The following is a 26,405-nucleotide window of genomic DNA, read 5'->3' on the forward strand; positions in this document are numbered from 1 at the left end:
TGACAGTTCGGGCCTTTTTGATGAAAAGACATACTTAAAAATATAGCTGCCGTACATATATTCTCGTCAAAATATATATAACTGAGGGCGTTGGCGTGTCAGAATCTCGTGTGCCATTTACGGCAAAAAGGCTTCAAAAAGCAGTCGCAAAATCCTTTACGGATGAAGTTGCTGGAATGGTGAAACAGGCACAAGCTGCCTACTTTGATACCAACAACATAATGAAGTTCCAGCATGGTAGGAGCTGGGCCTCACCTGCGAACGAACTGGGCGACAAAGCTGGTGAGGTTAAGCTCCACAGTGTTGAAAGCACTCTCGCCCTTGCAGATGTTGTGGATGGTGACCCTTCGATCACGTTCAAACATGCTAATGAAATTGCGAACGGTATGGTCACTTCGTTAGAAAAAATGATGTTTGCCAAGTTGCATGAGGTTACGGAGAAAACAGGCAACGTTGTTGATGCAGCCAAACACGATAGCCAGTTGGAAGCAATGGCGGCAATGCTAGAAGGCATTGAAATGTCAGTGGATAGCGACGGCAATTTGAACCTACCCACTATGTTTGTGAGCCCAGGTCAGTCCGCTAAACTGGCAAAGGAAATTGAGCAAGCACCGCCTGAAATGCACGAACGAATTGAAAGCATAAAGGCGAAGAAATTGGAGGAAGCGATCCAGAAAGAGGCTGAACGAAAGAGCCGCTTTGAAAGGCGCAACGCATGACTAATAGGGTTTGCTTGTGCATTGGTGTGACCAACCATGATGACCAACGTCTCTCTCAACTAAACGGTGCTGGCGTAGATGCGAGGAATATGTTTGCTGCGTTAACGGATCCTGCAAAAGGAGGCTATGACCCAGTTGCGTCCAGACTACTGCTAGACCCAAAGAAGCATGAAGTAGCTGCCGCTGTTGCGGACTTAGCCTACGATAGTGCGGTAGATACATTGACATTCTTTTTTGCTGGCCATGGTGGAGTGAGCAATGAAGCCTTTGCACTGTGTTGTTCAGACACAAACCGTGACCGTTTTATTGCAACAGCCCTGCCAATAACAGAATTGTTTCAGATACTTAATGATGCTCAGCCTAGACACAGCAACATCATCATTGACGCCTGTCAGGCCGCTGGAATGGTAGCTGACTTAGGGAGCCTATTGAAGCCATCACAGATTGGCCGTGCTCAAGGTGCTAGTATTTCGATCTTCGCCACTAGTGCCTCAGACCGTGGCGCGGGAGAAACGGATGAAGGTGGCGTTGGTACTGGCTACATACTGGACTGCATAGAGGGTCATAAAGATTGCAGGGTTGCCAAGGATCACTTGAGTTTGGACGACATAGGCGCAGCAATTGCGTCTGAATTTGGTGATCAATCGCCTAGTGTGTGGTCGTTTAATGTCTCTGGCGCTTCCCAATTTGTGAAAAACCCAAAGGCGATCGCAAGTTCAAGTGGTGAATTCGCGCGCCTGCCAGAACTTGGCTCGTCTGGTTTGCCCACGCTTGGTCAGGAGATGGCGGAGAGCCTATGGCAGGTTTACGTGGAGGCAAAAGACAATCTGGACACAAGGGAACTTCAAACCCTTGTAGAGAGGGCAATCGTTAGTCTTGCAGATGGCAGGGATCAAGGTGGTGTCGTCATAGGATTATCTGAGAGCTTTTCTTCACGTGCAGCGCTTTCAGAGGATTGCTTTGCTTCTGTAGAGGTGTTGTGTGCCTTTCTATTTGCTGCTCAGTCAATTGAAGACCAAACGGTACGCAATGAAGTGGTTAACTACCTTAGGGTTCAAGTAGACCAAAGTCTTTGGAACGCTCTTGAAGAAGTCGCAGAAGCGCTGAATGAAAAGTTTGGTCTTCTTGCAAAAGGCGGAGCATATGCGGAGTTTTTTGCACTACCAATTCGAATTTCTAAGGTCACCGCGTGGGCGCTGACCTCATTGTATTTGATAGAAAACGACATACAAGAATTTGCAAAGCGCAAGGAAACAGTTTCTGACATCCTCGTGGCTCTCAAGGAGCAATATGCTAACTCGTTCTGTCTCATGTCTGAAGAGCAAGCGCCGTATTTGCTCGTTGTTTCGGAATTGGCGAATAAGTTTGGAGTGAGCGGATGGGGGGAAGAGTATCTTTCCACGTTGTACTCAAACTATTTCGAGGAAAATCGTAGAGTCGCCAAGTCTGATATTTCAGATGATAATGTATTCTCATTCCTCAAATGGCGTTGCGGAGACAACAGTTTGGGTGAGGCGAACTTTATCGCTAAGCCATCAGAGTTGTTATTCGTGTTGCTGTATCATTTTTTGGGTCGAAAGCAACTTGAGGTAATCAAGTATGATTTCGAAGAATTAGATCATACGGTGGTCAGCACATTTGTTCCTGATGCCTATAAGGTTTTTTCAGAGGAAGTCATTTATGATGGGGTGAATATTTAGTTTCAAATTGGATATGATTTGTTTACGGCTTCTGACTTTGAAACCTTTTTCCAAGTTCACATGCTTCCATCTATTGAATCTGCCGTTTCTGGACTGAGCAATTCTGAGCTAAAAAATGCGTTGATTGCGTCCCTAATTTACCCAGATCGCTTGCCATGGTTTTTGGTAACGTCAACTTCCAACGACATCTGACGTATCCGTGTAGTGGTGTATCTTTCTCAATTTTGACTTCATCAAGCCGCAAGTGCTGCACGATCGCAAGCACTTGCGTTTGACCCTCAAGTTAACTCAATCGCGTTGCGTAATTTGCTCTCGTTGTAGTCAATGTACCGTTGGGTTGTGCTGATGTCTTTGTGGCGCGCCAAAGCCTGTATCACCCGCACGTTCACACCCTTGTCAGCAAGCTCCGTCAAAAACTGCCTGCGTCCGCTGTGTGAGCTAGCGCCCCTGATGCCTGCCGCCGCGTAAAATTTGGCAAACAGGTTCACAATCGTCTGAGGGCTAAACCCGCCACGCTTTGCGCTGAAAAAAAGCGGCGCGTCAGGATTGCTTGTGTGGCGTGGGTAGGTAGTTGCGTACTTAGAAAGCGCTTTGTGCAGCCGTTTGCTGACAAGAACTGCGCCAGCTTCATCGCCCTTGGTTTGTTCCGCCGCAAGAAAAACTGTGTCACGCGGGTTGCCGCTGTCGTCAAGTACGTCGCCAACCTTCAATCCTGCAATCTCACACGCGCGCAATCCCGCAAAAAAGCTAAACGCGAAAATAGTGCGGTTGCGGGCGCTGTAGCGGTGGGCATCAATCACGGCGTAAACGCGTTTCTGTTCCGCTTGTGTCAGTAGCTTTGCTTGTTTCATATCTCACCTTAAATGTGTGCATTTATTGTAATTCATTGTAATTTCACACATTTTGTAAAACGATCGAAAAAGGCGCTGATGCTAAACCACTGAGATCAATGGCTGTTCAGTGAAGAAGTTAGATATTACTGGAAACCTAACATTTTGCTGGGAATGCTTCGTTGCCCGCGATTGCCGCGATCTTGTGACGTTCAAGCAGATAGGCTTCTAGTTCGTCCTTTACACCGTTGAGCACACGAAGGTCGCTGTCAGCTATGCTTCCAAGTTTCTTACGGCTCATGTGGGCAAAGGCAATTTTGACCCTTGTTTTGTTCAGGCAGTTGATTGCCGTAGGAATTGAGAAGTCGCTTTGTTTGGTCTTTTGAACCGCAAACCAGCTTTTGCTGCGCCAACACCAATCTGTGCTGAACTGCTCCGCAGATTGCACAAACGAGTGCTCCTGTAGTTCCGCAAATATTTGTTCCATCAATGACATTTGAAATCTCCTTAAGTCAAATACGTTGACATCTTTGCCATCGTGTTTTGCTGGTGCTTTGCACCAGCCGCCGCTGCGGCAAATCGTTTCGCTGCCGCTTCACATTTGCCACATCAGCATTTTTCAAGCAGAGCTTTGCTTTCTAAATGGAACTTGAAAATGGTTTGTTTTTTTAGGCTCTTTATTCTGAGCAATCAGATCAAGCCACCTATTGGGCATGATCTGATGCGACTTTATCCGTCGCCTATCAGGCTACACTCACCAAACCAAAAAACTTGGAAGAGCAGGTTTTCCTATCATCTCAATTACAGGGGCATCATACGCACGAACTGGAGCGGGCGTAGCAAAGCTGGGTCCAGCGCGTTGACGGTTACCAAAGGGCTTGTCATCCGTCTCACTTTTTAACCGTTACCAACAACACAAACAAAATTTGTTTAAGGCATTCCGCACCCTCGCACGGTGTAGTGTGTTGCGGCGCATAACTGACAATGCGATTGCTTACCGTCACACAGCAGAACGGATTCACAGCACGATTACGACTGGCGTGCTAACCTTAAGGTCAGTTTGTAGGGCAGGCGGCATGTGCCTTAGCCTGTTAAAGGTATTTATCATCTGCGCGCAGATGGCGCGTGATTTCCAGAATATTTTGGCTTTTTGGGTTTTGACGGCTCTGCAACACGCACGGGTTTGACGGGCGGCTTGGGATCTGATGCTGTTTCCCGCTCTTTCGCTTTGCGCCGTTGGCTCGTCGTGCTGCTTTCGTTCAGCTCAGTACTCAATTGCTGGATGTATTGGCTTGTTAGCTCCAATAGCGCGCCCGCAATCGCCAGCCGTTCCGCAGTGCTGTTGGCGCGATGTGAATGTTGTAAGCGTTCAAGCGAACATTTTAGGTCGTCAAATTTCATCTCGTTCTCCTGCTCGTATTTAGCTTTAGCGAGCTAAGGAGTATTGAAAGAGCAAGCGGTGTTTGAGCGGGAAAGCGTGTTAACACGTTTGATGCGAGGCAAAGAAATAGAAAAAGCCCCAGCAATGCTGAGGCTTTGTAGTTATTTGACTATACGCAGGGTTGAACTTGGTGGGTGCGTTGTAGGTTCAGCGAGCATCAATGCCATGGGCACAATTTCACGCCAACTGCCGTCGCTGTTCCTGATGATTTTGTCAATTTCGTCTGTGTCTAAGTAACGCCCGTTGTCTCGCAATATTTGCTGCGTTCGTGAGCGAATGGCTTTAGAGTCAGCCGCATTGAAATTGATTTTAACGCAGCGGCTGAGCATTCCTTTGTCCAGCTTGTCCAAGTAGTTTGTAGTCAAAACACAAACGATGTTGGGTGTGTTTAGAAAGGCTTTCAGCGCCCGCTGTGCATCGTCAGTCAAGTTGTCAACTTCGTCAAAAATAAAATAATGAAGTGAGCTAGCATTGCATGACACATACTTGGCTTGTGCCGTGCACGTCTTCAAAATCTCCCTGATGCTTTCAGTCTTTTGGCAAGAAACTAATTTTGGCGAGATTTCGATTTCTCCACCACTTTTTTCCAACTCAAATTCGCGGCAAAAGATGTGTGCGTAAGTTGTCTTGCCAGTGCCGTAAGTGCCGTAAAAGCACAAAGCAGTTTTGCCACTCGCTGGGAACGGGAACCTGCCGCTGAGAAGCGCATTTATTTGGTTCTCAGCGGTATTGTTTGCGAAGACCATTTCGGCGGTGGTTTGAGGCGCAGTACTTGTCATTATCACTGCTCCTTACGCCGCTTGCTTTTCAACGTCGCGCTTTTCATCACGAGCACGCTTGTTAAATGCACTGTTCTGCTTGTCAGCAGCCGCTTCGTCAGCCTCGCGTTTGGCGGATTTCTTCGCCAGTTTTGCTTTGGTGCTGTAGAGATTTGAAAGCGCGCCAGAGACAACAGTTTTGCCTGCAATGCGTTCTTTGCTGACATCATCTTCGAATACGACGTGCTTTACTTCAACATTGCCGCGTGCGTTCAGCTTGCCAACAAGCACGACATATTGCCCTGTTGCGTTAGTCGCGTATTGCGCAATTTCATCGCATGCAATCTCTACAATGTTGTTGGCATCATCAGCAATGCGGCGACCTTCAACGGCGCGCTGTTTTGGCGTCTTGGTATCCTTAGCAAGTGCAGCACGAATTTCTTCGATGCCGCCACGATCAGAAATGTAGCTTGCAATTGCGTTGCCTGTGCCAACTCCTTCTTGTGCTGCGCAGCTCAATACACGCGCATAGGTGTTAACACGGCGGCTGTCAGCATTGCCGTCGAAGAAGACAAGCTTAGTGGCGAGCTGAATGAAAGTGGGAGTTTTGGCAGTTGGGATTTCGCGTTTTTGCACTTCGCTCAGCAGCCAATCGTATTTGTCTACATTAACGTCGTTACCGTCTTTTGCCTCCAAGTACAGCGTATAGACATTACCTAGCAGTTCATACAGACGCTGGTTCGCAGTGGCATACAAAGTTGTTTGCCACTCTTCACGTTCAGAAAAAAGCGTGTTAACACGCTTTTTGAATGCAGACATTACGTTGGCTTTGGTGTTGATTTGGTTAGTCATTGCTTTTTCTCCTTTTTTAGCAATCACGCTTACTAACAAGCGATGACTAAGTTATAGCTTAGGTAGCTGTTGTTAACTTCATGCAGGGATTTACAACTTCAATGGTTGTTAACGTATGAGGCGGCGTTTTGTGTCGCCGTGGCCCACTTTTGGCAGGACAGAGATACCTGCTGCGTTCAAGGTAGAATCATCACCGTACTATTGGTGGTGGTATGCGTTGACACAGAACGAAGGATACACTGCCGCTTGCCAGAACAGCGGCGCGGGCTTTGAATCTGTTTACACAGATTTTGGCGACGTTCGCTATCAGGGTAACCGCCACGCAGCATTCAAAGTTTGGTGGAACGAGCGTGTTAACACGCTTGAAGACCGTGGCGGATATTTATTTGCGGAACCAGTGTTGCCAGGGAAATCCGTTTCAATTGTCACGGACGTTGATGTAGCGGTTGATGCGATCGCGGATGAGCAACGGCTTCTTGTCAACATTCCATTGGATGCTCAGCGTAAACACATTGAATGGCGTCTAAACAACATCTTGAAAAAGCACCTCAAGCCAGAAGCTGCACGTGTCGTGGGATCTGTGCACAGGAGCAAAGCTCGTTACAGCTTAGAGAAACCAGTTGTGCCTGACGCGCTCAAAAAATGCTTTGACCTATATGATGCAAAGCAAGCGGCTGCCGCGCAGGGAGAGAAAGTTAGTAATTTTGAACTGGCAAAGCGTGCGCGGATAAAGGTGCAGGAGCGCGAAAAGAAGGACGAAATCAACACGGTTGAAAACTACCGCCGCACAGTGTCCGCCACTGTTTCACGCTACATCAAGCAAGCTGAACGAATGATCGAGAACGCAGGTGTGGGGCAGTTTCCCTAGTCTTGATCCCATGCCCTGACTACGTCATCAAATGGCGAATAGTCTTTGGTTGTTAGGCATTTGTCATGCAACAACTTCAATCTCAAAACTGCATCGTCCAACAGTGCACTAAGCTCTGTTTCGTCTAGCATTCCTTGTACTGGCTTACAGCGCGCAGTTTCGAACGATCCAAATGCGGCCAGTGTGATGTTGTCGTTATCCAATACGTCTGCGTCTACTGTGAAGCCCAGAAGTACGTTGTAATCTCGCACAAGGTTTGCGCAGATTGCTGGTCCAAAGAGATTTGTGGGCCGTAGTTTGCAGCTTAAGCTTACAACACCATCGCTAGTTCCATTGTCATCTGGGCTTTCAAAGTCAAATCCAAGTACTTTTTGAACGGTATCATCAAGGCTTCTATTGACTCCAAATATGCGGTCGCCATTGCGAGGTAGCTTTGTCTTGAACCCAAGGGAAAACAATTCCAGTTCATCAACAACACTTGGCTCAAGTTCACCTGCCTTGGCAGCGCCAACAAAACTAATCTCAGCCTTCAATGCCGCGTCAGTATTGATTGCAAAATTAGTGATCCAAATGAGTTTTTCTTCGATGGTTTGCATTGCCTGAACCCGTTCGTAGTAGCTGTAAACTTCTGAATTTGATCGACTAAACAAGGAGAAGAAAGCAGACGTTAAGAAGCTACACAAGGAGCAATTCAATGTCACAACTATCCAAGCTAACCGTAAAATCCGTCACCCGCGCCAGCAAACACGACCCTGTTCAACTGCGCCGCAGTAAGCTTGTTGCTGCGATTGAAGAACAGATGAATGTGGCGGCTGCTGCGGCAAAGGGCGAAAGTTATGAGGTAGCGCGCAAGACATGGATCAAGAACGAGCAGGGCGAAAAAGTGCTGGTGGATAAGCTGCGCAAAGTGCGGCCTTGGTTTTTTGAACAAGACGGCGGCTGGTACGTGCATTGCAAATACGGAAACAAGGTGCTAGCGCTGGGCGAAGGCAACGCGGTTTTCATAAAAACGCTGAAAGATGTTGCTGGCGCGCTGGCGACATTGAAGGCAGCTGCTGAAGCTGGCGAACTTGATGACGCTATTGCGAAGGCAACACAGCGCAAGAAAGCAAAGTAAGACGCTTTGGTTGGCGCGGCAGCGGTTGCGTCAACTACCCATTCAGTATCCGCAGCAAAGTTTCGCCCTCTATCAAGTCATCATTTTTTGCCGTCAGCGCCTTCATCGCAATTTCTTCTGTCACCACGTAGTTCTGTCGTTCAACGCCCAAAGCCGCCAGCAGTCCTGCTTCATCTAGCTTGCCTGCCGCAAGCATATTGAACGCTGTATCCACCACGCCCCCTACATTTGCCGCCGTTTCCTTCTTCTGGCTTTTTCGCATGTCTCGTCCGCTGTGCATTTCAGCATTAAGCAATGGACTGTATTTGCTGTAGTGCTTGTCCAGCATCGCAGTGCTATTGCCCATTTGTTTGCTCAAGGCGTGGGTGCTGATGCCGCGCTTCAAGTCCCGCGTCGCATAGTAGTGCCGCAAACTGTACAAAGTGCGGGATTTGCCATCCGCGCCAAACTTCAATCCCAAGTCGTCCAGTAGCGCATTAAATGCGCGGTTTAAGCTCGCGATGTTTGCAACACTGCCTAAGCGCGTCGTGAATACGTGTTCGTTGGATTTGGCTGCGATGAGCTGAGCGAAGCTGTCGTAGCTGAGAGCAGGATTCAGCTTACTTTGTCTGTCCAAGTAGCCTTCCACAGTGTCTCGTGCCACTGCGCTTCTCTTTCGCGTTTTTCCGTCTACGTTCACTACCAAATAGCGTTCGCCGTCATTCTCCTGCCATTCAATGTTGCGCCAACGTAGCCGCAAAGCCTCTGTGCCGTGCCGCACGCCAGTGTTTGCCAGAAACAGCACGTAGTTTCGCAGCACTTCGCGTGTCGCAATCGCTTTCTTGTCTTTCGTCTTTTTGTGCCAACTACGCAGCGCCGTATAAATCTTTTTGTACTCTGCATCCGTGAAGCTGCCTCTGCTTTCGCTTTTGACACCTTTGTTGAGCAGTGTGGGGCGCATGGATTTTACGATCCAGCCGTGTAGCTCTGCTTCGTCCAGTACTCTGTTCAGTGCTGCATTGTGATTGTTGATGCCGCTTTGGGAGAATGGCTTTTTGTTGGTCTCAGTACGCCACGCGTCAAAAGCCGTCAGCGCAGCCAAATCTATCTTCGCTACGTCAGTGTTTCCAAAATACGGGATGAGCCAGATGCGCAGTGCTGAGAAGTAATCTTTGTAAGCTTGCTTGCCGCCACCTTCATCAAGCTCTCGCTGCATCCTCGCAATCGCATACTCAGCCACATGCTTAAATTTGCGGGTTTGTGCGGGGAGGTGATTTTTGATGCGCGCTTTGGTCTCGTGGTACAATTCAATTGCGCGCTCTTTTGCTTCCTCTAAGTCGTCTGTCTTTGTGCTTTTCACAACACGTTTGCCGTTGTCCAACGTCAACCGCACGTACCAATTTTCGCTGCCCTGGCGCTTATCCAGCTTCAGTTTTTTGTGCACATTTACAGTGGTAATGCCGTAGCTCATCGCGTGCTGCTTCGCCTAGTTGCCTGTTTTTCCTGAGTATACGGCAAAAGGTTTCAAAATGCAGCCGAATCTGCACGCGGACTGTGTACGAATTGTGCACGGACCACTGTGAGCTAGATATTGTGCTGAAGTTTGGAAAATGTGGGAAAAACCACAATATGTTGGAGGCGAGTACCGGAATCGAACCGGTGTACACGGATTTGCAATCCGCTGCGTCACCACTCCGCCAACTCGCCTTTTCAAGTAAAATCAAATACTTGCCGTGGTGTGACTGGGTTTTTAACAGCTTTCCTCTGGGGCGTCCAGTGGATTGCGCTCGAAATTGCCGGCAAGATCGAAATTTGCCGACGTCCACGCCCAAGGAGGTGATCAAGATTCAGGTTGCGGCAACAGGGGCGTTGCTGGAAGGTTAAGGATATGGCACAAGCCCGACATCTTTGGGAATGAGACGAGATATCCAATGACTGACTTCGCAGCCCGGCGCCGCACAATGGTTGATACACAGATCCGCCCCTCTGACGTCACCAAGTTCCCGATCATTGAGGCGATGCTGAGTGTTCCGCGGGAAAGCTTCGTGCCCGATTCTCAACGCGAGGCGGCCTATGTGGACGGCCTGATTGATCTGGGGGACGGGCGCAGCATGTTGGAGCCGCGGACCCTGGCTAAAATGCTGGACGCGCTGAACATATCCAAGGATGAGATGGTCCTCGATATCGCTCCGGCAATGGGGTATTCCACGGCTGTCACCGCGCGGATGGCTGAGTTGGTTGTGGGTGTTGAAAGCGACGAAACCCTTGCAGCCGAGGCGCAAAACCTCTTGGCCGAAGCTGACGTGCACAACGCCATTATCCACGTCGGCGCGCTGGAACAGGGTGTGGCAGAGCACGGCCCCTATGATGCGATCATGGTGCAGGGCGGTGTCGAGCAGGTGCCCGATGCCCTGTTGGATCAACTCAAGGATCACGGTCGGATCGTGTGTCTGTTTGTCAACGGCAACCTGGGCACCGTGCGGATCGGTCGAAAAACCGGTGGTCGCGTCAGTTGGCGTGATGTGTTCAATGCCAATGCGCCGGTTCTGGAAGGTTTTTCGGCAGAGTGTGCATTTTCGCTATAGTCCGCCGATAGATTTTTCTATCGCCTTGATTAGTTGAAAAGAAGGCCGCAAACTGCCTGTAGGGCAGTGTAATTTCGTTTGAGAGGATTTTGGTATGCGTGGTTCGGCGACAGGTAAGCTGGTCAGGGCGTTTGCTGTGACCGCAGGACTTGCCATGAGCGTGATGCCAGGGCGTGCAGCGTGGGCAGACAACATAACGGATGCGTTCATCGGCGCGTATAACACCAGTGGTTTGCTTGAACAGAACCGGGCGTTGTTGCGGGCTGCGGATGAAGATGTGGCCATTGCGCTTTCTGCGTTGCGACCAATCATCAACTGGACCGTGCAGGTCAGCCAGGATTACACCCGGTCGCGGGTCAATAACGTCGTGACGACAAACGAACCGTCGCGGTTCTTTTCGGGCCTGACGCTGAGCCAGCTTTTGTATGATGGCGGCGCGTCTGTACTGGGCAAGCAGTCGGCGCAGGAAACGGTGCTGTCTACCCGGCAAACCCTGATTGATATCGAACAACAGGTTCTTATTCGCGCAGCAAATGCCTATCTGGGCGTCCTGTTGCAGGAAGAGACCGTGGCGATCCGCCAGAACAACGTGGATGTGTCAGCAGAGGAACTTAGGGCGTCGAATGACCGCTTCGAAGTGGGCGAAGTAACCCGGACGGACGTCGCATTGTCCGAAGCACAGCTGGCAAGCTCTCAGGCGGATCTGGCGGTGGCACGTGGCGAGTTGAGCATTGCGCAGGCCGAATACGTGAACGCAGTCGGAAAGGCACCGGGGCGAACGGCTGGTCAGCCGAGCCTGCCCAATCTGCCGCGTTCCGAAGCTGAAGCTGTGAACCTGGCGCAGCGCAACCACCCGGCCATTCTGTCGGCGCAGCATCAGGTCAGGGCGTTTGATCTGGTCGTGCAGCAGCAACGGGCAAACCTTGGGCCGAATGTCAGTCTTAATGCCGATGCTGGCGTGTCCGAGCGCTATGACAATAATGACTATGTGAACGACGCCACCGTGTCGCTGAACTTCACACAACCAATCTACGCGGGTGGCCGGTTGGCGGCAAATGTCCGCCGCGCAATGGCCAGCCGGGATGCCTCGCGTGCGAATCTTCTGAACGTTCAAAAGAACATCACGCAGGGTGTGACCGACCGTTATGCGGCGTTTCAGGCGGCCAGCGCCAGTCTGAGGGCGTCAACCGAGCGCGTTAACGCCTCACAGGTGGCGTTTGATGGCATCCGGGAAGAGGCAACTCTGGGCGCGCGAACAACTCTGGATGTATTGAATGCACAACAGGATTTGCTGGATGCACAACTGGCAGAAGTCGCTTCGCGCACCGAACGGTCGCGGGCTGCCTATCAGTTGTTGCAGGCGCAGGGCCTTCTGACAGCCGAGCGTCTTGGGCTGGCGGTGCAAATCTATGATCCGACTTTGTATTACAATCTGGTCAAGAATGCGCCGGCACAGGTCAGCAAGCAAAGCAAGGATCTGGATCGCGTTCTCAAAGCATTGCGCCGGGACTGATCGCCAATACTATCTGTTGTGAGGCGCGGATTGTTTGGCTACACTCGATCCAAGGATAGAGCGGTAGAGAACAATGTCTGATAATGTCGTGAAAGCAGGGATCGAAGACGTTCTGTCTTCGGTCAAACGTCTGGTCAGTGAAGACAGTCGTGATAAAACCGTCGCGGATCAAACGACTAAGGCACGCAAGCCGGGGCGGCTGGTGCTTACAGATGCTTTGCGGATCAGCACACCAGATCAATTGGGGGTGATTCCCGCTAAAGCTGTATCAGAAGCCGAAGTTTCAGATGCTGCGAAGCCGATGTTGCTGCGCACCTGCGATATCGTTCAGACGGGTCAACCCGCGAACGCCGACCAGGACAAGCCAGAAACTGCCGAGACGAAACGCGCCGCGGCGGATGATGCAACAAGCAGCCTGAGTGCAAAGATCGAAGCGCTGGAAGCGGCCATTGCGCAAACAGAAGATCAGTGGGAACCGGACGGTGACAGCCAGGATGCATATTCGGGCACACCGTCTCACGCGCTGCCATGGGATGTCGAAGAAGAATTTGCCGCTGCGATGTCGATTGATGCTGCCGGTGGTGACGAACCAGAGGCGGTTCAGCAGGGCGAAGACGCATCTTATCAGGCGGAATTCATCCGGTCGTCTCAGGCTGTTGTGTCTGATGCCGATTCCGAAGAACCTGATTCCGACGAAAATGTCCGGACGATCGACATGGATGAAGACGCTCTGCGCACCCTGATCGCAGAGGTTGTCCGCGCCGAGCTGCAAGGAACGATGGGTGAGCGGATTACACGAAATGTGCGCAAGATGGTCAGGCGAGAGATCGCCCGCGCTCTTGCGGCTCAGGATCTAGAGTAACTCTCAGCCACGGTGCGGGGGCTGCGCGAGGCTGAGAAGCAGGTCAAGGTCCATGTGGCGCTCCAGATGATCGGCCAGATCGTCCAGCGCCTGCTCGACGCCGTCCTCATAGGACAGGTCCGAGGTCACGCCTAACGCTGACAAATACCGCGCCCGGAATGCGTCGGACGAAAAGATACCGTGCAGATAACTTCCCTTGATCCGCCCGTTTGCGCTGGCCGCGCCTTCAGGGCGGCCTTCGACCTCAAGCCATGCATTGGTGCAATCCGGCCCGCTTGTATGCCCCATGTGGATTTCGTATCCGGTGACCGGCTCTCGGTCCGGCAAGGCATGAGCCGTACGCAGGACAACTTGCTTTTGTCCTCCCATGACTGTGTCCACATCCAGCACCCCCAACCCGTCGACCTTACCCGGTCGACCGTCTACGCCATCGGGGTCGGAGATGGTCTTGCCCAGCATCTGAAAGCCACCACAAAGACCCAGCACATGCCCGCCGCGCCGAACATGACCGTACAGGTCGATGTCCCAGCCTTGTGCACGGAAATAGGCCAGATCTCCGATGGTGGATTTGCTGCCCGGTAGCAAAACCAGATCGGCATCGCCCGGCAATGCGCGTCCGGCCGGAATGATCTCGACACTCACACCGGGTTCGGCCGACAATGGATCAAGGTCGTCGAAATTCGCCATCCGTTCAAGCTGTGGCACAACAACCTTGCAGGTGCCGCCTGTGTGAGAACGGATGTCCATCATATCTTCGGCCGGTAGCTTCCAGGCGTCATGAAACCATGGCACGACCCCCAGACAGGGCCACCCTGTACGAGAGGCAATATCATCGCGCCCTTCGTCAAATAGGGACACATCGCCCTTGAACCGATTGACGGCGAAGCCCCGAATTCGCGCAAGATCGCCGTCGTCCAGAACCGCCTGAGTGCCAACGATCTGTGCGATCACACCGCCGCGGTGAATGTCGCCGACAAGTATTACAGGTATGTTCGCAGCGCAGGCAAAGCCCATATTGGCGATGTCACCCTTGCGCAGGTTTGTTTCGGCCGGGCTGCCCGCCCCTTCGATCAGAACCAGATCCGCGTCGTTGCACAGCCGGTCAAAGCTTTCCAGTGCGGCGCTTAGCAGTCTGGATTTATCCTTGCGGTAATCACCGGCTTTCATGGTGCCCGCGCGCTGCCCCTGAACAATGATCTGCGCGCCGGTATCAGTTTCAGGTTTTAGCAATACAGGGTTCATATCCGTATGCGTCGCCCGCCTTGCCGCCCGTGCCTGAAGGGCCTGTGCGCGACCGATTTCCCCACCGTTTTCTGTAACAGCAGCATTGTTCGACATGTTCTGCGGTTTGAAGGGCGCAACCCGAAGACCCCGCCGTGTAAAAGCCCGCGCAAGCCCCGCCACCAGAACGGATTTTCCGACATTGCTGCCGGTGCCTTGAATCATGATGGCGCGAACCATGGATTGTCTCCTACCTGTCAAGGCGCAGATGACCTGATTTGGGCGGGCAGGGGAAGCCCCGAACTCACCCTGACGCCCGGGATCGTGGTGGGATACGCATAGAAAAACGCGCTCTGATGGCAGAGCGCGTTTTTTCTGAGTTGAAACAGCCTTGGATCAGGCAGCTTCAGCCTGCTGAGCGGCATTGCGACGCTCGCTTTCTTCACGCGACAGCGCGACCGAGGTCCGCACGCCACGGCCAACGAACTCCATCAGTCCGCTGACAACCCGCTCGTTCGGGTCGATTCCCGCGCAAGACAGCACTTCGCGTCCATCGCGCGAGCGCGCCCAACGGGCGATTTGTTCCGGGCCATTGCCATACTTCTTGTCATCGGCAATGGCGTCATCGAGTGCGGCCAACACAACGGCCGCGAAAAGTTTGCGAGCACGATTGCCTTGTTCGTTGTTAAAGGCAGTGCCGTCAACGAAATCTCTCATCTCGTCTTCCTTGTTTTTCTTGCTCTTGCAATTTTCGGCGTGACGGTCCTTATGACCGATAAAGTGCGATTCGGATACAGCTAATATGCATAGTTGCGTTGCGTCACTTGCATATCTCGCTGCACGTGCAGCACTAGGTTTGGTTGTCTTGTCAGGTATGTTCCCGCCAGATATAGGAGGCGCAACTGACGCATCAACCGTTTGTGAAGGAATTATGTAATGCCCAAGATAAATGGGAACGAAATTCGCCCCGGCAATGTGCTTGAGCATAACGACGGCCTTTGGGCCGCGGTCAAGGTTGACCATGTGAAGCCCGGCAAGGGTGGCGCTTTCGCGCAGGTCGAACTGCGCAACCTGCGCAATGGTTCGAAACTGAACGAACGGTTCCGCTCGGCTGACAAGGTTGAGCGTGTGCGCCTTGAACAGAAGGATCAGCAGTTCTTGTATGAAACCGATGGCATGCTGGTCTTCATGGATGCCGAAACATACGAACAGATTGAATTGCCAGCGGATTTGCTGGGCGAGCGTCGTCCGTTCCTTCAGGATGGCATGACGATTGTTGTCGAATTCTACGAAAGTGAAGCGCTGAACGCGACGCTGCCGCAGAAAGTGACCTGCAAGATTGTCGAAACTGAGCCGGTCGTAAAAGGTCAGACCGCCGCGAACTCGTTCAAGCCTGCAATTCTGGACAATGGCGTGAAAGTCATGGTGCCGCCGTTCATCGGTCAGGATGAAATGATCATCGTGAACACCGAAACGATGGAATATTCCGAACGCGCGTGACGTTTCGTCGCTTTTAGTGTCAGACCGCGCAAGCAGCCGCTGCGCGGTCTTTTTTTATGCACTGTTGCGGTACCGGTAATGCGCGGGGTCCGGGCCGAATAGTTCTAGCATCAGCTCGTATTTGATGCGGTTGGCACTGACTTGTCTGTAAAAGGCGATCAGGAACGCGGTCGGGCCCTGTATCCGGCCAAGCCCGCTGGTCGCGGCCACCACCGTGCCGACGTCGGTCTTTCCTTGCAGCACCAGATAACCGCCCAACATCAGAATACCTACGGTTCCGGCGCCGTTGATTACGCTCAGGAGAAACTTGGCCGAAAGCTTCCAAAGAAACATGCGCCGCCTTGTGTCATAGATGTCGTCGAACAGGGCATTGATATCCCGCTCGACGGCATCGATATCCTCGGTGGTCAGCCTATCAGTGGCGCTGCGCAAAAGGCGGACGCGTTCGGCGACGAACGTGTTCACTTTGCGTTGCGACACCAGAACGATAATGATCTGCGGCACAATCATGGAAAACGCGATAAGGCCAAGGCCTGGCTGCGTTGAGGATATGTACCCGATCACGCTGACCAGTGTTCCAACCTGAACCACCGGGTCCGAGAACGCGCCCCCGGCAAACTTGCCCAGCTCCTCAGCCTCGGCTGAGATAGCGGTCGTCATGGTACCTTTGCGCAGATTTTCACCCGTTTCCTTCAGGTCGGTCGCGCGCCACAGCAAGCGTTGCCGGATCAGCCGGATCATGTCTTCGCCCAATGTACCCGCGCGAAAACCCAGAACCCATTTCAGGGCGAGGCTCAGCAGGATGACAATCATCATGCCGATGCCCAGCAGAACCAGCTTTTCGACATGAAGATCGTTGGACGTAAGATGGTTGACGATATCGCGTTGAAACTCAAGCGGAACCGCGGCAAGCGCAGCAATGGCAATGGATAACAGAATGAGGACAATCTGCCGTCCGGCGCTGGCGCGCCAAATCGCGGAGTAAAGCTGAAACATGCTGGTATCCGTGTTGCCCCTGTGCCGACACATTGGCAGGGCAGGGTAACGGGTTCAAACTTTACGAGATAAACGGCGGATAAGGCCGTGCCGATTTGGCAACAAGTTACGCTTGATCCGTCAGGCGAACCACGATGTCTCCGGCCATCATGTCTGAATTCGCACGGTCAAAGCGCAGATACGCGATCCCGTGTCCGCCTGATTGCGTGAACAGGGTGCCGACAGGTTTGCCGTTTGCGGCAATCTCAGTCCCCACCGGAACCGAGCCTTCGACAAAGACCCGCCGCAAGCCTTTGCGCAATTCGGTCTTGTGCTTCATGCGCGCAGTCACTTCCTGACCGACATAGCAACCCTTTTTGAAATCCACGCCGTTCAACGCCTCGAACCCGGATTCGAGGATATAGCTGTCTGGCGTCAGTTCGACCCCAGCCTCGGGGATGCAGTGTCGAACGCGCAGCGCGTCCCAGTCGGTTCCGTCATCGCCTTCTGGGGCTGTCGAATAGTCACGCCAACCCATATCCGGGTGACGGGGGTCGGGCAGGGCGGTGTCCGGTGCTGGACCTGTGCCGCGTTGCAGATGTAGATCCGTGCCTTCGATCACTACATCCGCACGGAGTTTGTACATGTTCAGGCGCTTGATCAGGTCATCCGCAAGTGGCTCGGCCACGTCCAGCAGCACGCCACCTTCATCGCGTTTCAGAAAGAAATCGGCCAGATACTTGCCCTGTGGAGTAAGCAACGCCGTATAAACAAACCCATTGCCCAGCCCCCGGACGTCATTGGTGACAAGGTCCTGCAAAAAGTCTTCGGTGTCCGAGCCGGTCAGGCGCAGGATGCGGCGGGTGGGCATGGCTTGGTCCTCGTCATTGCCTTTGGCCTCGTGATATAGGAAGTCCCGCAGTCAAGACCAGAGGTTATCGGACGTGCCCGCACCCGTCACTGTAGTGATTCCAACCTTGAATGCCGCCGGTTCCTTGCCTGCGTGCCTTGAAGCCCTGATGGAAGGGGTGCATTCCGGGCTGATCAGGGACCTGATCGTCAGCGATGCAGGCTCAACAGACCAGACGTTGAGAATTGCAGAAGATGTTGGCGCGCTTGTTCTGAAAGGTGAGCCGTCGCGCGGCGGTCAATTGCGCCGGGGGTGTGCGCAGGCTGATGGTGAATGGTTGTTAATCCTTCATGCCGATACCGTGCTGCAACAGGGATGGGCCGAGAGCGTAAGCGCCCATCTACCCTCCAACGCACCAGCTGCGTTTCGGTTGGCTTTTCGCGCGCGTGGGTTTGCGCCGACCTGGGTGGCCGGATGGGCCAATTTGCGCAGCAGGCTGTTCGGTTTACCGTACGGAGATCAGGGGTTGCTGGTTCCGCGTGATGTCTATCTGGCAGCTGGTGAGTATCCGGACCAACCCTTGATGGAAGATGTGGCGCTGGTGCGCGCATTGCCACGGATCGCAATACTCGAGTCGCGCGCCTTTACGAGCGCGGAGCGCTATGAACAGGCAGGTTGGACTCGACGGGGCATGCGGAACTTGTGGACACTTCTGCGCTATTTTCTGGGGGTTGATCCACAGGTGTTGGCGCGGGGCTATCGACGTTGAGCGCCCGGCGCAATTCGACCAAAGATTTTCCCAGTCGAAACGGGGCAGCAAAGCTAACAAGACAAAGCGCCACGATTTGCAGAACCAGAATATGGGCATTGGCCTGCAGGTATTCCCATTCGTCCTTCAACTTGCCGACCTGCTGGATCAGATCGTCATAGCTTTGTGCCAGGATCTGATAATCTCCGGCAATCGCGGGTACCTTACGGCGCATGTTGTCGATGGCCACCTGAGTTTTGTCGTCCAGAGAGGTGAATACGAGGAACTGGTCGATATTGAAAGCATCGGCTTTGGCCTTCATATCCCGCAGCTCGTCCATTTCATCTTTGCCCTGACTTCCGAACAGGAAGTGCAGGCCCTGCAGGGGGGCCACTTCGTTGGTTACGGCGATGAACAGGGGCAATTCCGAGTTGCTGGCAGTTGATGCCGACAGGAATTCAACCTTGTCGCACAGCACTGCCGTGTCAGGATCGTAAGCAGGGTCGCAGAAACGCAGACGAAACCGTGCGGCATCCCGGTCGAATGCCAATGTTGCGGCGTAGGCCACATCAATCTGACGATCCAGTCGCGAACTGTCCGACGTATAAAGCCCTGCCAGAACAGCTACCAATGCGCCGATGCCACCCAGCACGACCCAGACCAGATCGGCCAGTTTCCACGCCCGGTGCCCCGCTGGCTTGCGGAACAAAAAGGCGGTGCCGATCGATCCTGACAGAAAGAACAGGATTAGCAGGGGCAATTGGTTGTCTGTCACAAAACTCATGTGCCCGATCTTAGAACGTGATGCGCGTCCTGCAACCGGGATCACGTGCAGTTGTAACTTCTTACCGGGCACAAGGGCGCAGGACGAGACCGGAAACGGCTTGCGGACACGTCCCCAACAGTGGCGGTAATTTGACCACTGGAATCCGGCTTGACAAAAATCCCGGTTTTGGCAGACACCACGCCCAAGTGAATAGGGCCAAAGACCCTTTTTACGCACGAATTCTGCGGGAAAGGTTCGGGTATGACCCTGTTCGTCATTCTGATTATTCTGTCGGCGGCGCTGCTGCATGCCGTATGGAATGCCATCGTGAAAACGGCAGCGGACCGCACCACCATGCTGGGTCTGGTCGCGTTGGGTCAGGTGTTGCCGGCGGCGGTTATGGTGATGGTGCTGCCCCTGCCGAACACGCAGAGCTTTGTCTATATCCTGCTCTCGACCGTCGTGCATTTCGGCTATTACTTCATGCTGAGCAAGGCCTACCAGCATGGCGATCTGAGTGTGGTTTACCCCATAGCACGCGGGATTGTTCCGGCACTGGTCTCGCTTTGGGCAATGGCGCTGGTGGGCGAAGTTCTGCCCTGGCAAGCCTGGGGTGGGATCGCCTTGATCGCGGTTGGCATTCAGCTGAGCAGCTGGGCGGCGCTGCGTTCGGGCGTCGGGCGCAGCGCGCTGGGATTCGCGCTGGGAACCGGGTTTTGCATTTCAATCTATTCGGTCGTTGACGGCATCGGGGTGCGGCTGTCAGGCAATACGCTCAGCTATTGGGCGTGGGGGGCCTTTCTGCACCTGTTCATTGCAGGGTTTATCGGGGTCAGGAAACGCACCACCCTGAAAGACCTGTCAGTCAGAATATGGATGACGGGCCTTTTGGGTGGGCTGGTTTCGATGACAGCTTACGGTCTGGTGCTTTACGCCAAGAACTTTGCGCCGCTGGGGGCGGTTTCGGCCCTGCGGGAAACCTCGGTCATCTTTGCGGCACTGATCGGGTTCATTTTCCTGAAGGAAGGCAACTGGATGCGACGCCTAGGCGCCGCAGTCCTCATGGCCATTGGCGTCGCGCTGATCGGCACGGCGGTCTGATCCGGTCCCCGAGCCATGGCGAGACGGATTATCCGGCTGCGCCTTCTGACTGAAGCGTCCGGAAATACCGGATCGTTGCGTCCAACCCTTCTTTCAGCTGCACTGTGGGTTCCCAGTTCAGCAGGGTCCGCGCCAGCGTGATATCTGGCTGACGTTGTTTCGGATCGTCCTCGGGCAACTCTTTGAAACTGATAGGGGTTTCCGCGCCAACAAGCGCCTGCACCTCGCTGGCCAGCTCGTTCATCGAGAATTCGTTGGGATTGCCCAGATTAACAGGGCCGGTGACGTCTTTGCCCGTGTCCATCAGGCGGATGAACCCTTCGATCAGATCATCCACGTAACAGAATGACCGGGTCTGCGTGCCGTCGCCAAAGATCGTGATCGGCTCGCCCGTCAGGGCCTGCATGATGAAATTCGACACAACGCGCCCATCGGCGGGGTGCATTCGGGGGCCGTAGGTGTTGAAGATGCGGGCGACCTTGATCTCTAGCCCCATCTGACGGTGGTAATCAAAGAACAACGTCTCGGCACAGCGCTTGCCCTCGTCATAACAGGACCGCGGACCAACCGGGTTGACGTTGCCCCAATAGTCTTCGGTCTGCGGATGGATCGTCGGGTCGCCGTAAACCTCAGACGTTGAGGCCTGAAAGATCTTGCATTTCAGGCGTTTCGCCAGACCCAGCATGTTGATCGCGCCATGCACGCTGGTCTTGGTCGTCTGCACCGGATCGTGCTGGTAATGCACGGGCGAGGCGGGGCAGGCGAGGTTATAGATCTCGTCCACTTCCACAAACAGCGGGAAGGTCACATCGTGGCGCATGAACTCGAACCGTGGGTTGTTGTGCAGATGGTCGATGTTGCGCTTGGTGCCGGTGAACAGGTTGTCGACGCACAAAACCTCATGCCCCTGATCCAGAAGCCGGTCGCACAGATGCGAGCCCAAAAACCCGGCCCCACCGGTTACGAGAACACGTTTTCGACTGTCATAAAGGCGAGCCATTGCAAATCCTTAATCGTTAAATCCAAGCCAGCGTGTCACAGGGAAGCCGGGTCTTGATCTGATTAGTAAACCGAAGGGATTTGAATTGCAGTAGATTTTGGTTTTTTGAGGGCGCGTGCGGTGTTGGCGTGTCTTCCGCCCAGTCAATGCTTGATGCGAGGCATCAAGCACGCGCCCAATTCGCTCGCATAGGTAGGCGCGATGCTTGTCAACAAGTAGGGTGGGTGTTGGTACCCATCTTGACGCGGGGAAATTGAAGGGTGTGAGCACCCATCCATTGCTTGCTATTCCCAAGGTCACAAAAAAAGGTGATCCTCAGCTATCCTTATGGCGTTGCAAATAGGTTTCTGTAGCAAAATCTACAAATGCTATTGCACAGGAAGCTGCAAGCCTCGCGTGCCTTGGTTCGAGGCCTATGTGCTTTCCGTCGCGCCCGTGCCCCGAGCCGTACAAACCACGCAATTCTGATATTCCTTTTGTAATAGATGCTAGATTGCTCAGCGTCCTTTTGATACTGTCCGCCCCCTTTGCTTCTTTAGGGACACCCTCAGGAACTAGCGCCAAGGCTTTGCAGAGTTTTTTTGAGAGTGTCGGTAAGTCATCAGATTTTTGCGGGGCATCTGCGTTTGGCAGTTGTGCAAGGATTGTCTTACAGCAAGATTCAACTAAGTCCTTTGCTGTTCCGATTGCCAAGGCTGGGTCGGTTTCGATCGAGTCCTGGATCCGTCTGATTTCGGCTTGCATCCAATTGGAAGACAGCTTTTCTGCCACGGTGCTTGCTCGCTGGATCTGGCTGTGAAACTCGTTGGTTCGCTGGGCGATGAAGACGGCTCTTCCCGCGATCTTTTGAGATTCAACTAGTTTCCAGTTTGCTCGGCCCAATTGATCATTATAGTGGCTGACGATCTTAGCCGCTTCGAACGCGTCAGGTCGAACGACGGGGTGAACTGTCTCGCACAGAAAGCGTAAAAAGGCGTCATCAGAACAACTAAGTAGATTAAACCTAGCGTCCGCAAACACCCAATCTATTGGCCAATCGTTGTTGTTCTCACAATGCTGCCAAATATCTTGGTCAGCAGTTTTGAACCGTTGATCGTAGCTTGGGAGTTCACGCAAGTCGTAAAGGCGGCCCAAGAAATCTACGTCGCCAAGTTCACCAGCGTAAAATATCCGCTCTAACCTGAGACCATCAAAGATATTATTTCGAATTTGTCTGGTGATCTTTTCCAATTGAAATCTTCCAATTCAAACATCCAACTCCTCCACAAACCGCGCGTTCTCCTGAATGTACTGGAATCGCAGTTCGGGCTTCTTACCCATCAGGCGCTCGACAAGGTCGCCGGTCTCGCCGGGTTCGTCCTCGTCGATGGTGACCCGGATCAATTTCCGGGATTTGGGGTCCATCGTGGTCTCTTTCAGGTCCTTGGCATCCATCTCGCCCAGACCCTTAAAGCGGGACACGTCGATCTTGCCCTTGCCGCCCAGACCTTTCTTCAGCCATTCGTCGCGTTCGGCCTCGTCCAGACAGTAGACGCGTTTGGCACCCTGCGTCAGGCGGTACAAAGGCGGGCAGGCCAGGTACAGGTGGCCCGCGTCAATCATCGGGCGCATCTGGGTAAAGAAGAACGTCATCAGCAAGGACGCGATATGCGCCCCGTCCACATCCGCGTCTGTCATGATGATGACCTTGTCATAGCGCAGGTCGTCAACGTTGAACTTGGTGCCAAGCCCGACACCCAGCGCTTGGGTCAGGTCGTTGATCTCGGCATTGGTGCCCAGCTTGGAACTGGCCGCGCCCAGCACGTTCAGGATCTTGCCGCGCAGGGGCAGCAGGGCCTGCGTTTTGCGGTCACGACCCATCTTGGCCGAGCCGCCCGCAGAATCGCCTTCGACGATGAATAATTCCGTGCCGTCGCGTGTTGAACTGGAACAGTCCACCAGCTTGCCGGGAAGACGAAGTTTCTTAGTGGCGGACTTGCGTTGTGTTTCCTTCTCGGCCCGGCGGCGCAGGCGTTCTTCGGCCCTCAGGATGAGGAAGTCGAGGATCGCGCCGGCGGATTTCGTATCAGCCGCCAGCCAGTTGTCGAAATGGTCGCGGACCGCGTTTTCGACCAGCCGCTGCGCCTCGACCGTGGCCAGGCGGTCCTTGGTCTGGCCCACGAATTCCGGCTCGCGGATAAAGCACGACACCAGCGCGCAGCCACCTGTCAGCAGGTCATCGCGGGTGATCTGCGCGGCCTTCTTGTTGTTGATCAACTCGCCATAGGCCTTGATCCCCTTGAGGATCGCAGCCCAGAAACCGGCCACATGGGTGCCGCCTTCGGGGGTGGGAACGGTGTTACAATAGGATTGGATGAACCCGTCACGCGACGGTGTCCAGTTGATCGCCCATTCGACCTTGCCGGGGGTGCCGAATTTCTCGTTGAAATCGACGGTGCCCGCAAAGGGTTGCTCGGCATAGGTGGACGAGCCGTTCATCGTCTCTTTCAGGTAATCCGACAGGCCGCCGGGAAAGTGGAACGAGGCCTCAAGCGGGGTTTCACCGTCATCGATGGCGGTTTTCCAGCGGATTTCGACGCCCGAGAACAGATAGGCCTTGGAGCGGATGGATTTGAACAGCCGCGCGGGTTTGAACTTGTGATGGCCAAAGATGTCCGGGTCGGCGTGGAAGGTCACCGTTGTGCCGCGCCGGTTCGGGGCCGCGCCAACCTTTTCGACCGGGCCAAGCGGGACGCCGCGCGAGAAACGTTGTTCATATAGCTGCTTGTCCCGCGCCACCTGCACAACCATCGAATCAGACAGCGCGTTCACCACCGACGCACCGACACCGTGCAAGCCGCCCGAGGTCTGATAGGCCTTGCCCGAGAACTTGCCACCCGCGTGCAGGGTACACAGGATCACCTCCAAAGCCGACTTGCCCGGAAATTTCGGATGCGGGTCGATCGGGATACCGCGCCCGTTGTCACGGACGGTCAGGGCGTAGTCGGAATGCAGCTCGACCTCGATCCGGTTGGCAAAGCCTGCCACCGCCTCGTCCATCGAGTTGTCGAGGATCTCGGCCAACATATGGTGCAGCGCACGCTCATCCGTGCCGCCAATATACATGCCGGGGCGTTTGCGAACCGGTTCCAGCCCTTCGAGCACCTCGATCGAGGAGGCGTCATAGGTAGAGGTGGCGCTGGGCGTCAACAGATCTTCGGGCATGGGTGCTGCTCTTGTTTTTGGGTTTCCGCCATTATGGCAGGTGATGTGGTCCGGGGGAAGAGGGACGCGAGGTGTTGTGCGTTTTCTGTCAAGCCGCTTGCAATCCGTGCAGATAACCAGTCCTTTGATCCCGGTATAGCGGAGGTGCATAAATGAGCTGGATCAGAACCGTTCCGTTCGAAGAAGCGACTGGAAAGTTGAAGAAACTCTACGAACGCGTGACCGGGCCGAACAATAACGTAGACAACATCATGATGGCACACAGCCTTCGCCCGCATTCGATGGAAGGCCATATGGCCATGTACAAGGCGGTGCTGCATCATTCGGGCAACAAGATACCGAAATGGTTTCTGGAAGTGCTGGGGGTTTGGGTCAGCTCACTGAACCGGTGCGGGTATTGCGTCGAGCATCACTTTGCAGGTCTTCAGCGCTTGCTGGGTGATACGGTGCGTGGCAACGCGATCAGGGCAGCGATTGAGGCGCGCGATCCCTCGGCTGCACCGCTGGATGCGGCGCAAATGGCTGCGATGGATTATGCCCGCAAGCTGACCGAAGCGCCGGGCGATCTGGTCGAGGCGGATGTCAGCGCCCTGCGCGACGCGGGGTGGGATGATGGCGAAATCCTCGAGATCAATCAGGTCTGCTCCTACTTTTCATATGCAAACCGGACGGTTTTGGGGCTTGGGTGCTCAACCGATGGTGATGAGTTGGGCTTGTCGCCGAACAACTCTGACAACCCTGACGATTGGGGGCACCGGTAAGGTGCTACAGATATCGTTGGCGCTGCGACAAAAGCTGCTTGGCTTGCCGTTGCGCGCGGGCGGGGCCTGTTACGTCTGGCCAGTCCATCCCAGAATGGCCTGCGCCACGGCCTGCGGGTTTTGATGATGCAACCAATGATCGGTCCCAGGAATCGTGACACGGGTAAGGTGGGTGGCAAACGCCTCCAGCCCCTCAGTGGCTTCTGGTAAAAGGGCTTTGTCATCCGGCCCCCAAATCAACAAGTGCGGACACCTGACATGCAACCGGTCGAGCGGCAGGTCGGGCAGGTCTGTCGCGGGGACACCGGGTTTGGCGATAACGAGCGGAGAGGCTCTGTACCAATTCAGCATCGCCTGCAGCCGACCGGGTCGGGCCCATTCAGTGCGGTAGTCGGCCATGCGAGCTTCGGTCAACCAATCCAGCCCCATACCATGGCGAAAGAACTGTTCCAGCATCGCAAAGTTGTTTTCGGACAGTTTTTGTGCGGCATCGGGTGCTCGCAGCAGATTGATATATTGCGAGGCTGTGGATTGTGCGCCACCTGAGGCCATGGCGCGTTGAAACGGCACCGGATGTACGCCGTTTGCAATGATTAACCGATCTACGAGTTCCGGGCGGAACATGGCAACGCCATAAGCCACCGATGCGCCCCAGTCGTGACCCAGCAGCGCAACTGGCGCGCCGCAGGTTTCAATCAGTGCGGCCATGTCTGTGACCAGTTGCGACAGGGTATAGTTCTGCACCCCTTCGGGACACCAGCTTTGGCCATAACCGCGCTGGTCCGGAGCAATACAATAAAAGCGTTCTGCCAGATGAGGCGCAAGATCGGCCCAGGCACCGCTGTATTCGGGGAAACCATGCAGCATCAATAATGGTGGCGCGGCTTTGTCGCCCCATGTCCTGACGTGGAAAGAATGGCCGTTCAGCTTGAAAAAAGACGTCTGCATTGGAACAAGGGATCCGCGCTGGAAATCATGGGTTTTTGAGGCATCTATTTGACACCAATCAAAGCGCATTTCCGAGCTTTCTGCTAGCCACCCTTCAGGACAGTAGA

The 26,405-nt window shown here is 53.9% G+C and carries 26 protein-coding genes, 1 tRNA gene and 1 pseudogene; 11 read left to right on the forward strand and 17 right to left on the reverse strand.

The features are described 5' to 3' along the window. Positions 1-95: 95 nt before the first annotated feature. Together AC2FLO_RS02865 and AC2FLO_RS02870 are read left to right on the forward strand one after the other, a co-directional pair. Complete coding sequence (locus AC2FLO_RS02865; protein WP_496811622.1) at positions 96-719, forward strand: hypothetical protein; 624 nt, start codon at positions 96-98, stop codon at positions 717-719. Then, entirely contained in the window at positions 716-2,419 is a 1,704-nt protein-coding gene (locus tag AC2FLO_RS02870; protein WP_496811623.1) for a caspase family protein, read from the forward strand. Before AC2FLO_RS02865 ends, AC2FLO_RS02870 begins: the two co-directional genes overlap by 4 nt. 278 nt (positions 2,420-2,697) lie before the next feature. Here AC2FLO_RS02870 and AC2FLO_RS02875 read toward each other — a convergent pair whose 3' ends face one another. The 5 genes from AC2FLO_RS02875 to AC2FLO_RS02895 all read right to left on the reverse strand — a co-directional run bounded on the left by AC2FLO_RS02875 (position 2,698) and on the right by AC2FLO_RS02895 (position 6,300). Next, positions 2,698-3,270 (reverse strand): tyrosine-type recombinase/integrase, encoded by a 573-nt coding sequence (locus AC2FLO_RS02875; protein ID WP_496811624.1) that lies wholly within the window; start codon positions 3,268-3,270, stop codon positions 2,698-2,700. Positions 3,271-3,406: 136 nt separating this feature from the next. After that, complete coding sequence (locus tag AC2FLO_RS02880; protein ID WP_496811625.1) at positions 3,407-3,745, reverse strand: DUF6626 family protein; 339 nt, start codon at positions 3,743-3,745, stop codon at positions 3,407-3,409. Positions 3,746-4,353: 608 nt separating this feature from the next. Then, positions 4,354-4,650, reverse strand: coding sequence for a hypothetical protein (locus tag AC2FLO_RS02885; protein ID WP_496811626.1), 297 nt, complete (start codon positions 4,648-4,650; stop codon positions 4,354-4,356). A 141-nt stretch (positions 4,651-4,791) separates the two neighbouring features. Next, positions 4,792-5,469, reverse strand: a complete 678-nt coding sequence (locus AC2FLO_RS02890; RefSeq protein ID WP_496811627.1) for an AAA family ATPase — start codon at positions 5,467-5,469, stop codon at positions 4,792-4,794. A gap of 12 nt (positions 5,470-5,481) precedes the next feature. Next, the gene (locus AC2FLO_RS02895) at positions 5,482-6,300 is read right to left on the reverse strand and encodes a hypothetical protein (protein ID WP_496811628.1); all 819 of its coding nucleotides are present in this window, start codon (positions 6,298-6,300) and stop codon (positions 5,482-5,484) included. A gap of 217 nt (positions 6,301-6,517) precedes the next feature. Here AC2FLO_RS02895 and AC2FLO_RS02900 point away from each other — a divergent pair, with 217 nt between their 5' ends. Beyond that, entirely contained in the window at positions 6,518-7,168 is a 651-nt protein-coding gene (locus tag AC2FLO_RS02900; RefSeq protein WP_496811629.1) for a hypothetical protein, read from the forward strand. On the opposite strand, the gene AC2FLO_RS02905 is transcribed toward AC2FLO_RS02900, so the two are convergent. Next, complete coding sequence (locus AC2FLO_RS02905; RefSeq protein WP_496811630.1) at positions 7,165-7,764, reverse strand: hypothetical protein; 600 nt, start codon at positions 7,762-7,764, stop codon at positions 7,165-7,167. The two genes, AC2FLO_RS02900 and AC2FLO_RS02905, sit on opposite strands and share 4 nt — an antisense overlap. Positions 7,765-7,862: 98 nt before the next feature. Between AC2FLO_RS02905 and AC2FLO_RS02910 the strand changes: the two genes are divergently transcribed. After that, positions 7,863-8,285, forward strand: coding sequence for a hypothetical protein (locus AC2FLO_RS02910; protein ID WP_496811631.1), 423 nt, complete (start codon positions 7,863-7,865; stop codon positions 8,283-8,285). A gap of 34 nt (positions 8,286-8,319) precedes the next feature. Here AC2FLO_RS02910 and AC2FLO_RS02915 read toward each other — a convergent pair whose 3' ends face one another. Together AC2FLO_RS02915 and AC2FLO_RS02920 are read right to left on the reverse strand one after the other, a co-directional pair. Next, complete coding sequence (locus AC2FLO_RS02915) at positions 8,320-9,735, reverse strand: tyrosine-type recombinase/integrase (RefSeq protein ID WP_496811632.1); 1,416 nt, start codon at positions 9,733-9,735, stop codon at positions 8,320-8,322. Between the two features lie 162 nt (positions 9,736-9,897). Further along, positions 9,898-9,971 (reverse strand) — tRNA-Cys (locus AC2FLO_RS02920). Positions 9,972-10,195: 224 nt separating this feature from the next. Between AC2FLO_RS02920 and AC2FLO_RS02925 the strand changes: the two genes are divergently transcribed. The 3 genes from AC2FLO_RS02925 (at position 10,196) to AC2FLO_RS02935 (ending at position 13,224) form a co-directional block, all read left to right on the forward strand. Beyond that, positions 10,196-10,849, forward strand: a complete 654-nt coding sequence (locus tag AC2FLO_RS02925) for a protein-L-isoaspartate O-methyltransferase family protein (RefSeq protein ID WP_496751276.1) — start codon at positions 10,196-10,198, stop codon at positions 10,847-10,849. A 94-nt stretch (positions 10,850-10,943) separates the two neighbouring features. Further along, a complete protein-coding gene (locus AC2FLO_RS02930; RefSeq protein ID WP_209503355.1) occupies positions 10,944-12,362 on the forward strand; it encodes a TolC family outer membrane protein in 1,419 nt (472 codons plus the stop codon). Positions 12,363-12,435: 73 nt separating this feature from the next. After that, complete coding sequence (locus AC2FLO_RS02935; protein ID WP_496751277.1) at positions 12,436-13,224, forward strand: hypothetical protein; 789 nt, start codon at positions 12,436-12,438, stop codon at positions 13,222-13,224. 3 nt (positions 13,225-13,227) lie between these two features. On the opposite strand, the gene AC2FLO_RS02940 is transcribed toward AC2FLO_RS02935, so the two are convergent. Next, on the reverse strand, positions 13,228-14,685 hold the full coding sequence (locus AC2FLO_RS02940; RefSeq protein ID WP_496751278.1) for a cobyric acid synthase: 1,458 nt from the start codon (positions 14,683-14,685) through the stop codon (positions 13,228-13,230). Positions 14,686-14,841: 156 nt separating this feature from the next. Beyond that, positions 14,842-15,162 (reverse strand): DUF6280 family protein, encoded by a 321-nt coding sequence (locus AC2FLO_RS02945; RefSeq protein WP_037310273.1) that lies wholly within the window; start codon positions 15,160-15,162, stop codon positions 14,842-14,844. A gap of 219 nt (positions 15,163-15,381) precedes the next feature. Here AC2FLO_RS02945 and efp point away from each other — a divergent pair, with 219 nt between their 5' ends. Further along, positions 15,382-15,945 (forward strand): elongation factor P, encoded by a 564-nt coding sequence (gene efp, locus AC2FLO_RS02950; protein WP_209503361.1) that lies wholly within the window; start codon positions 15,382-15,384, stop codon positions 15,943-15,945. 54 nt (positions 15,946-15,999) lie between these two features. On the opposite strand, the gene AC2FLO_RS02955 is transcribed toward efp, so the two are convergent. Both AC2FLO_RS02955 and ygfZ read right to left on the reverse strand, forming a co-directional pair. Beyond that, entirely contained in the window at positions 16,000-16,941 is a 942-nt protein-coding gene (locus AC2FLO_RS02955; protein WP_480484218.1) for an ABC transporter transmembrane domain-containing protein, read from the reverse strand. A gap of 106 nt (positions 16,942-17,047) precedes the next feature. After that, entirely contained in the window at positions 17,048-17,791 is a 744-nt protein-coding gene (ygfZ, locus tag AC2FLO_RS02960) for a CAF17-like 4Fe-4S cluster assembly/insertion protein YgfZ (protein ID WP_496751279.1), read from the reverse strand. A 73-nt stretch (positions 17,792-17,864) separates the two neighbouring features. On the opposite strand from ygfZ, the gene AC2FLO_RS02965 reads away from it, so the two are divergent. After that, positions 17,865-18,539, forward strand: a complete 675-nt coding sequence (locus AC2FLO_RS02965) for a TIGR04283 family arsenosugar biosynthesis glycosyltransferase (RefSeq protein ID WP_480585064.1) — start codon at positions 17,865-17,867, stop codon at positions 18,537-18,539. A 7-nt stretch (positions 18,540-18,546) separates the two neighbouring features. Here AC2FLO_RS02965 and AC2FLO_RS02970 read toward each other — a convergent pair. Beyond that, positions 18,547-19,302 (reverse strand): annotated as a pseudogene (locus AC2FLO_RS02970) (hypothetical protein); the annotation flags it as partial. Between the two features lie 243 nt (positions 19,303-19,545). Between AC2FLO_RS02970 and AC2FLO_RS02975 the strand changes: the two are divergent. After that, a complete protein-coding gene (locus AC2FLO_RS02975; RefSeq protein ID WP_496751280.1) occupies positions 19,546-20,385 on the forward strand; it encodes an EamA family transporter in 840 nt (279 codons plus the stop codon). A gap of 28 nt (positions 20,386-20,413) precedes the next feature. Here the strand turns inward: AC2FLO_RS02975 and AC2FLO_RS02980 are convergent, their stop codons facing one another. The 3 genes from AC2FLO_RS02980 to parE form a co-directional block, all read right to left on the reverse strand. Next, a complete protein-coding gene (locus AC2FLO_RS02980) occupies positions 20,414-21,385 on the reverse strand; it encodes a UDP-glucuronic acid decarboxylase family protein (protein WP_496751281.1) in 972 nt (323 codons plus the stop codon). 315 nt (positions 21,386-21,700) lie between these two features. Further along, entirely contained in the window at positions 21,701-22,615 is a 915-nt protein-coding gene (locus AC2FLO_RS02985; RefSeq protein ID WP_496751282.1) for an abortive infection family protein, read from the reverse strand. A gap of 15 nt (positions 22,616-22,630) precedes the next feature. After that, positions 22,631-24,589, reverse strand: coding sequence for a DNA topoisomerase IV subunit B (gene parE / locus AC2FLO_RS02990; protein ID WP_496751283.1), 1,959 nt, complete (start codon positions 24,587-24,589; stop codon positions 22,631-22,633). Positions 24,590-24,741: 152 nt separating this feature from the next. On the opposite strand from parE, the gene AC2FLO_RS02995 reads away from it, so the two are divergent. Further along, positions 24,742-25,350, forward strand: coding sequence for a carboxymuconolactone decarboxylase family protein (locus AC2FLO_RS02995; RefSeq protein ID WP_480585049.1), 609 nt, complete (start codon positions 24,742-24,744; stop codon positions 25,348-25,350). A 69-nt stretch (positions 25,351-25,419) separates the two neighbouring features. On the opposite strand, the gene AC2FLO_RS03000 is transcribed toward AC2FLO_RS02995, so the two are convergent. Then, positions 25,420-26,298 (reverse strand): alpha/beta fold hydrolase, encoded by an 879-nt coding sequence (locus tag AC2FLO_RS03000; protein ID WP_496751284.1) that lies wholly within the window; start codon positions 26,296-26,298, stop codon positions 25,420-25,422. Between the last annotated feature and the right edge of the window lie 107 nt (positions 26,299-26,405).

The sequence above is a fragment of the Ruegeria sp. TASC047 genome, from assembly GCF_059612445.1.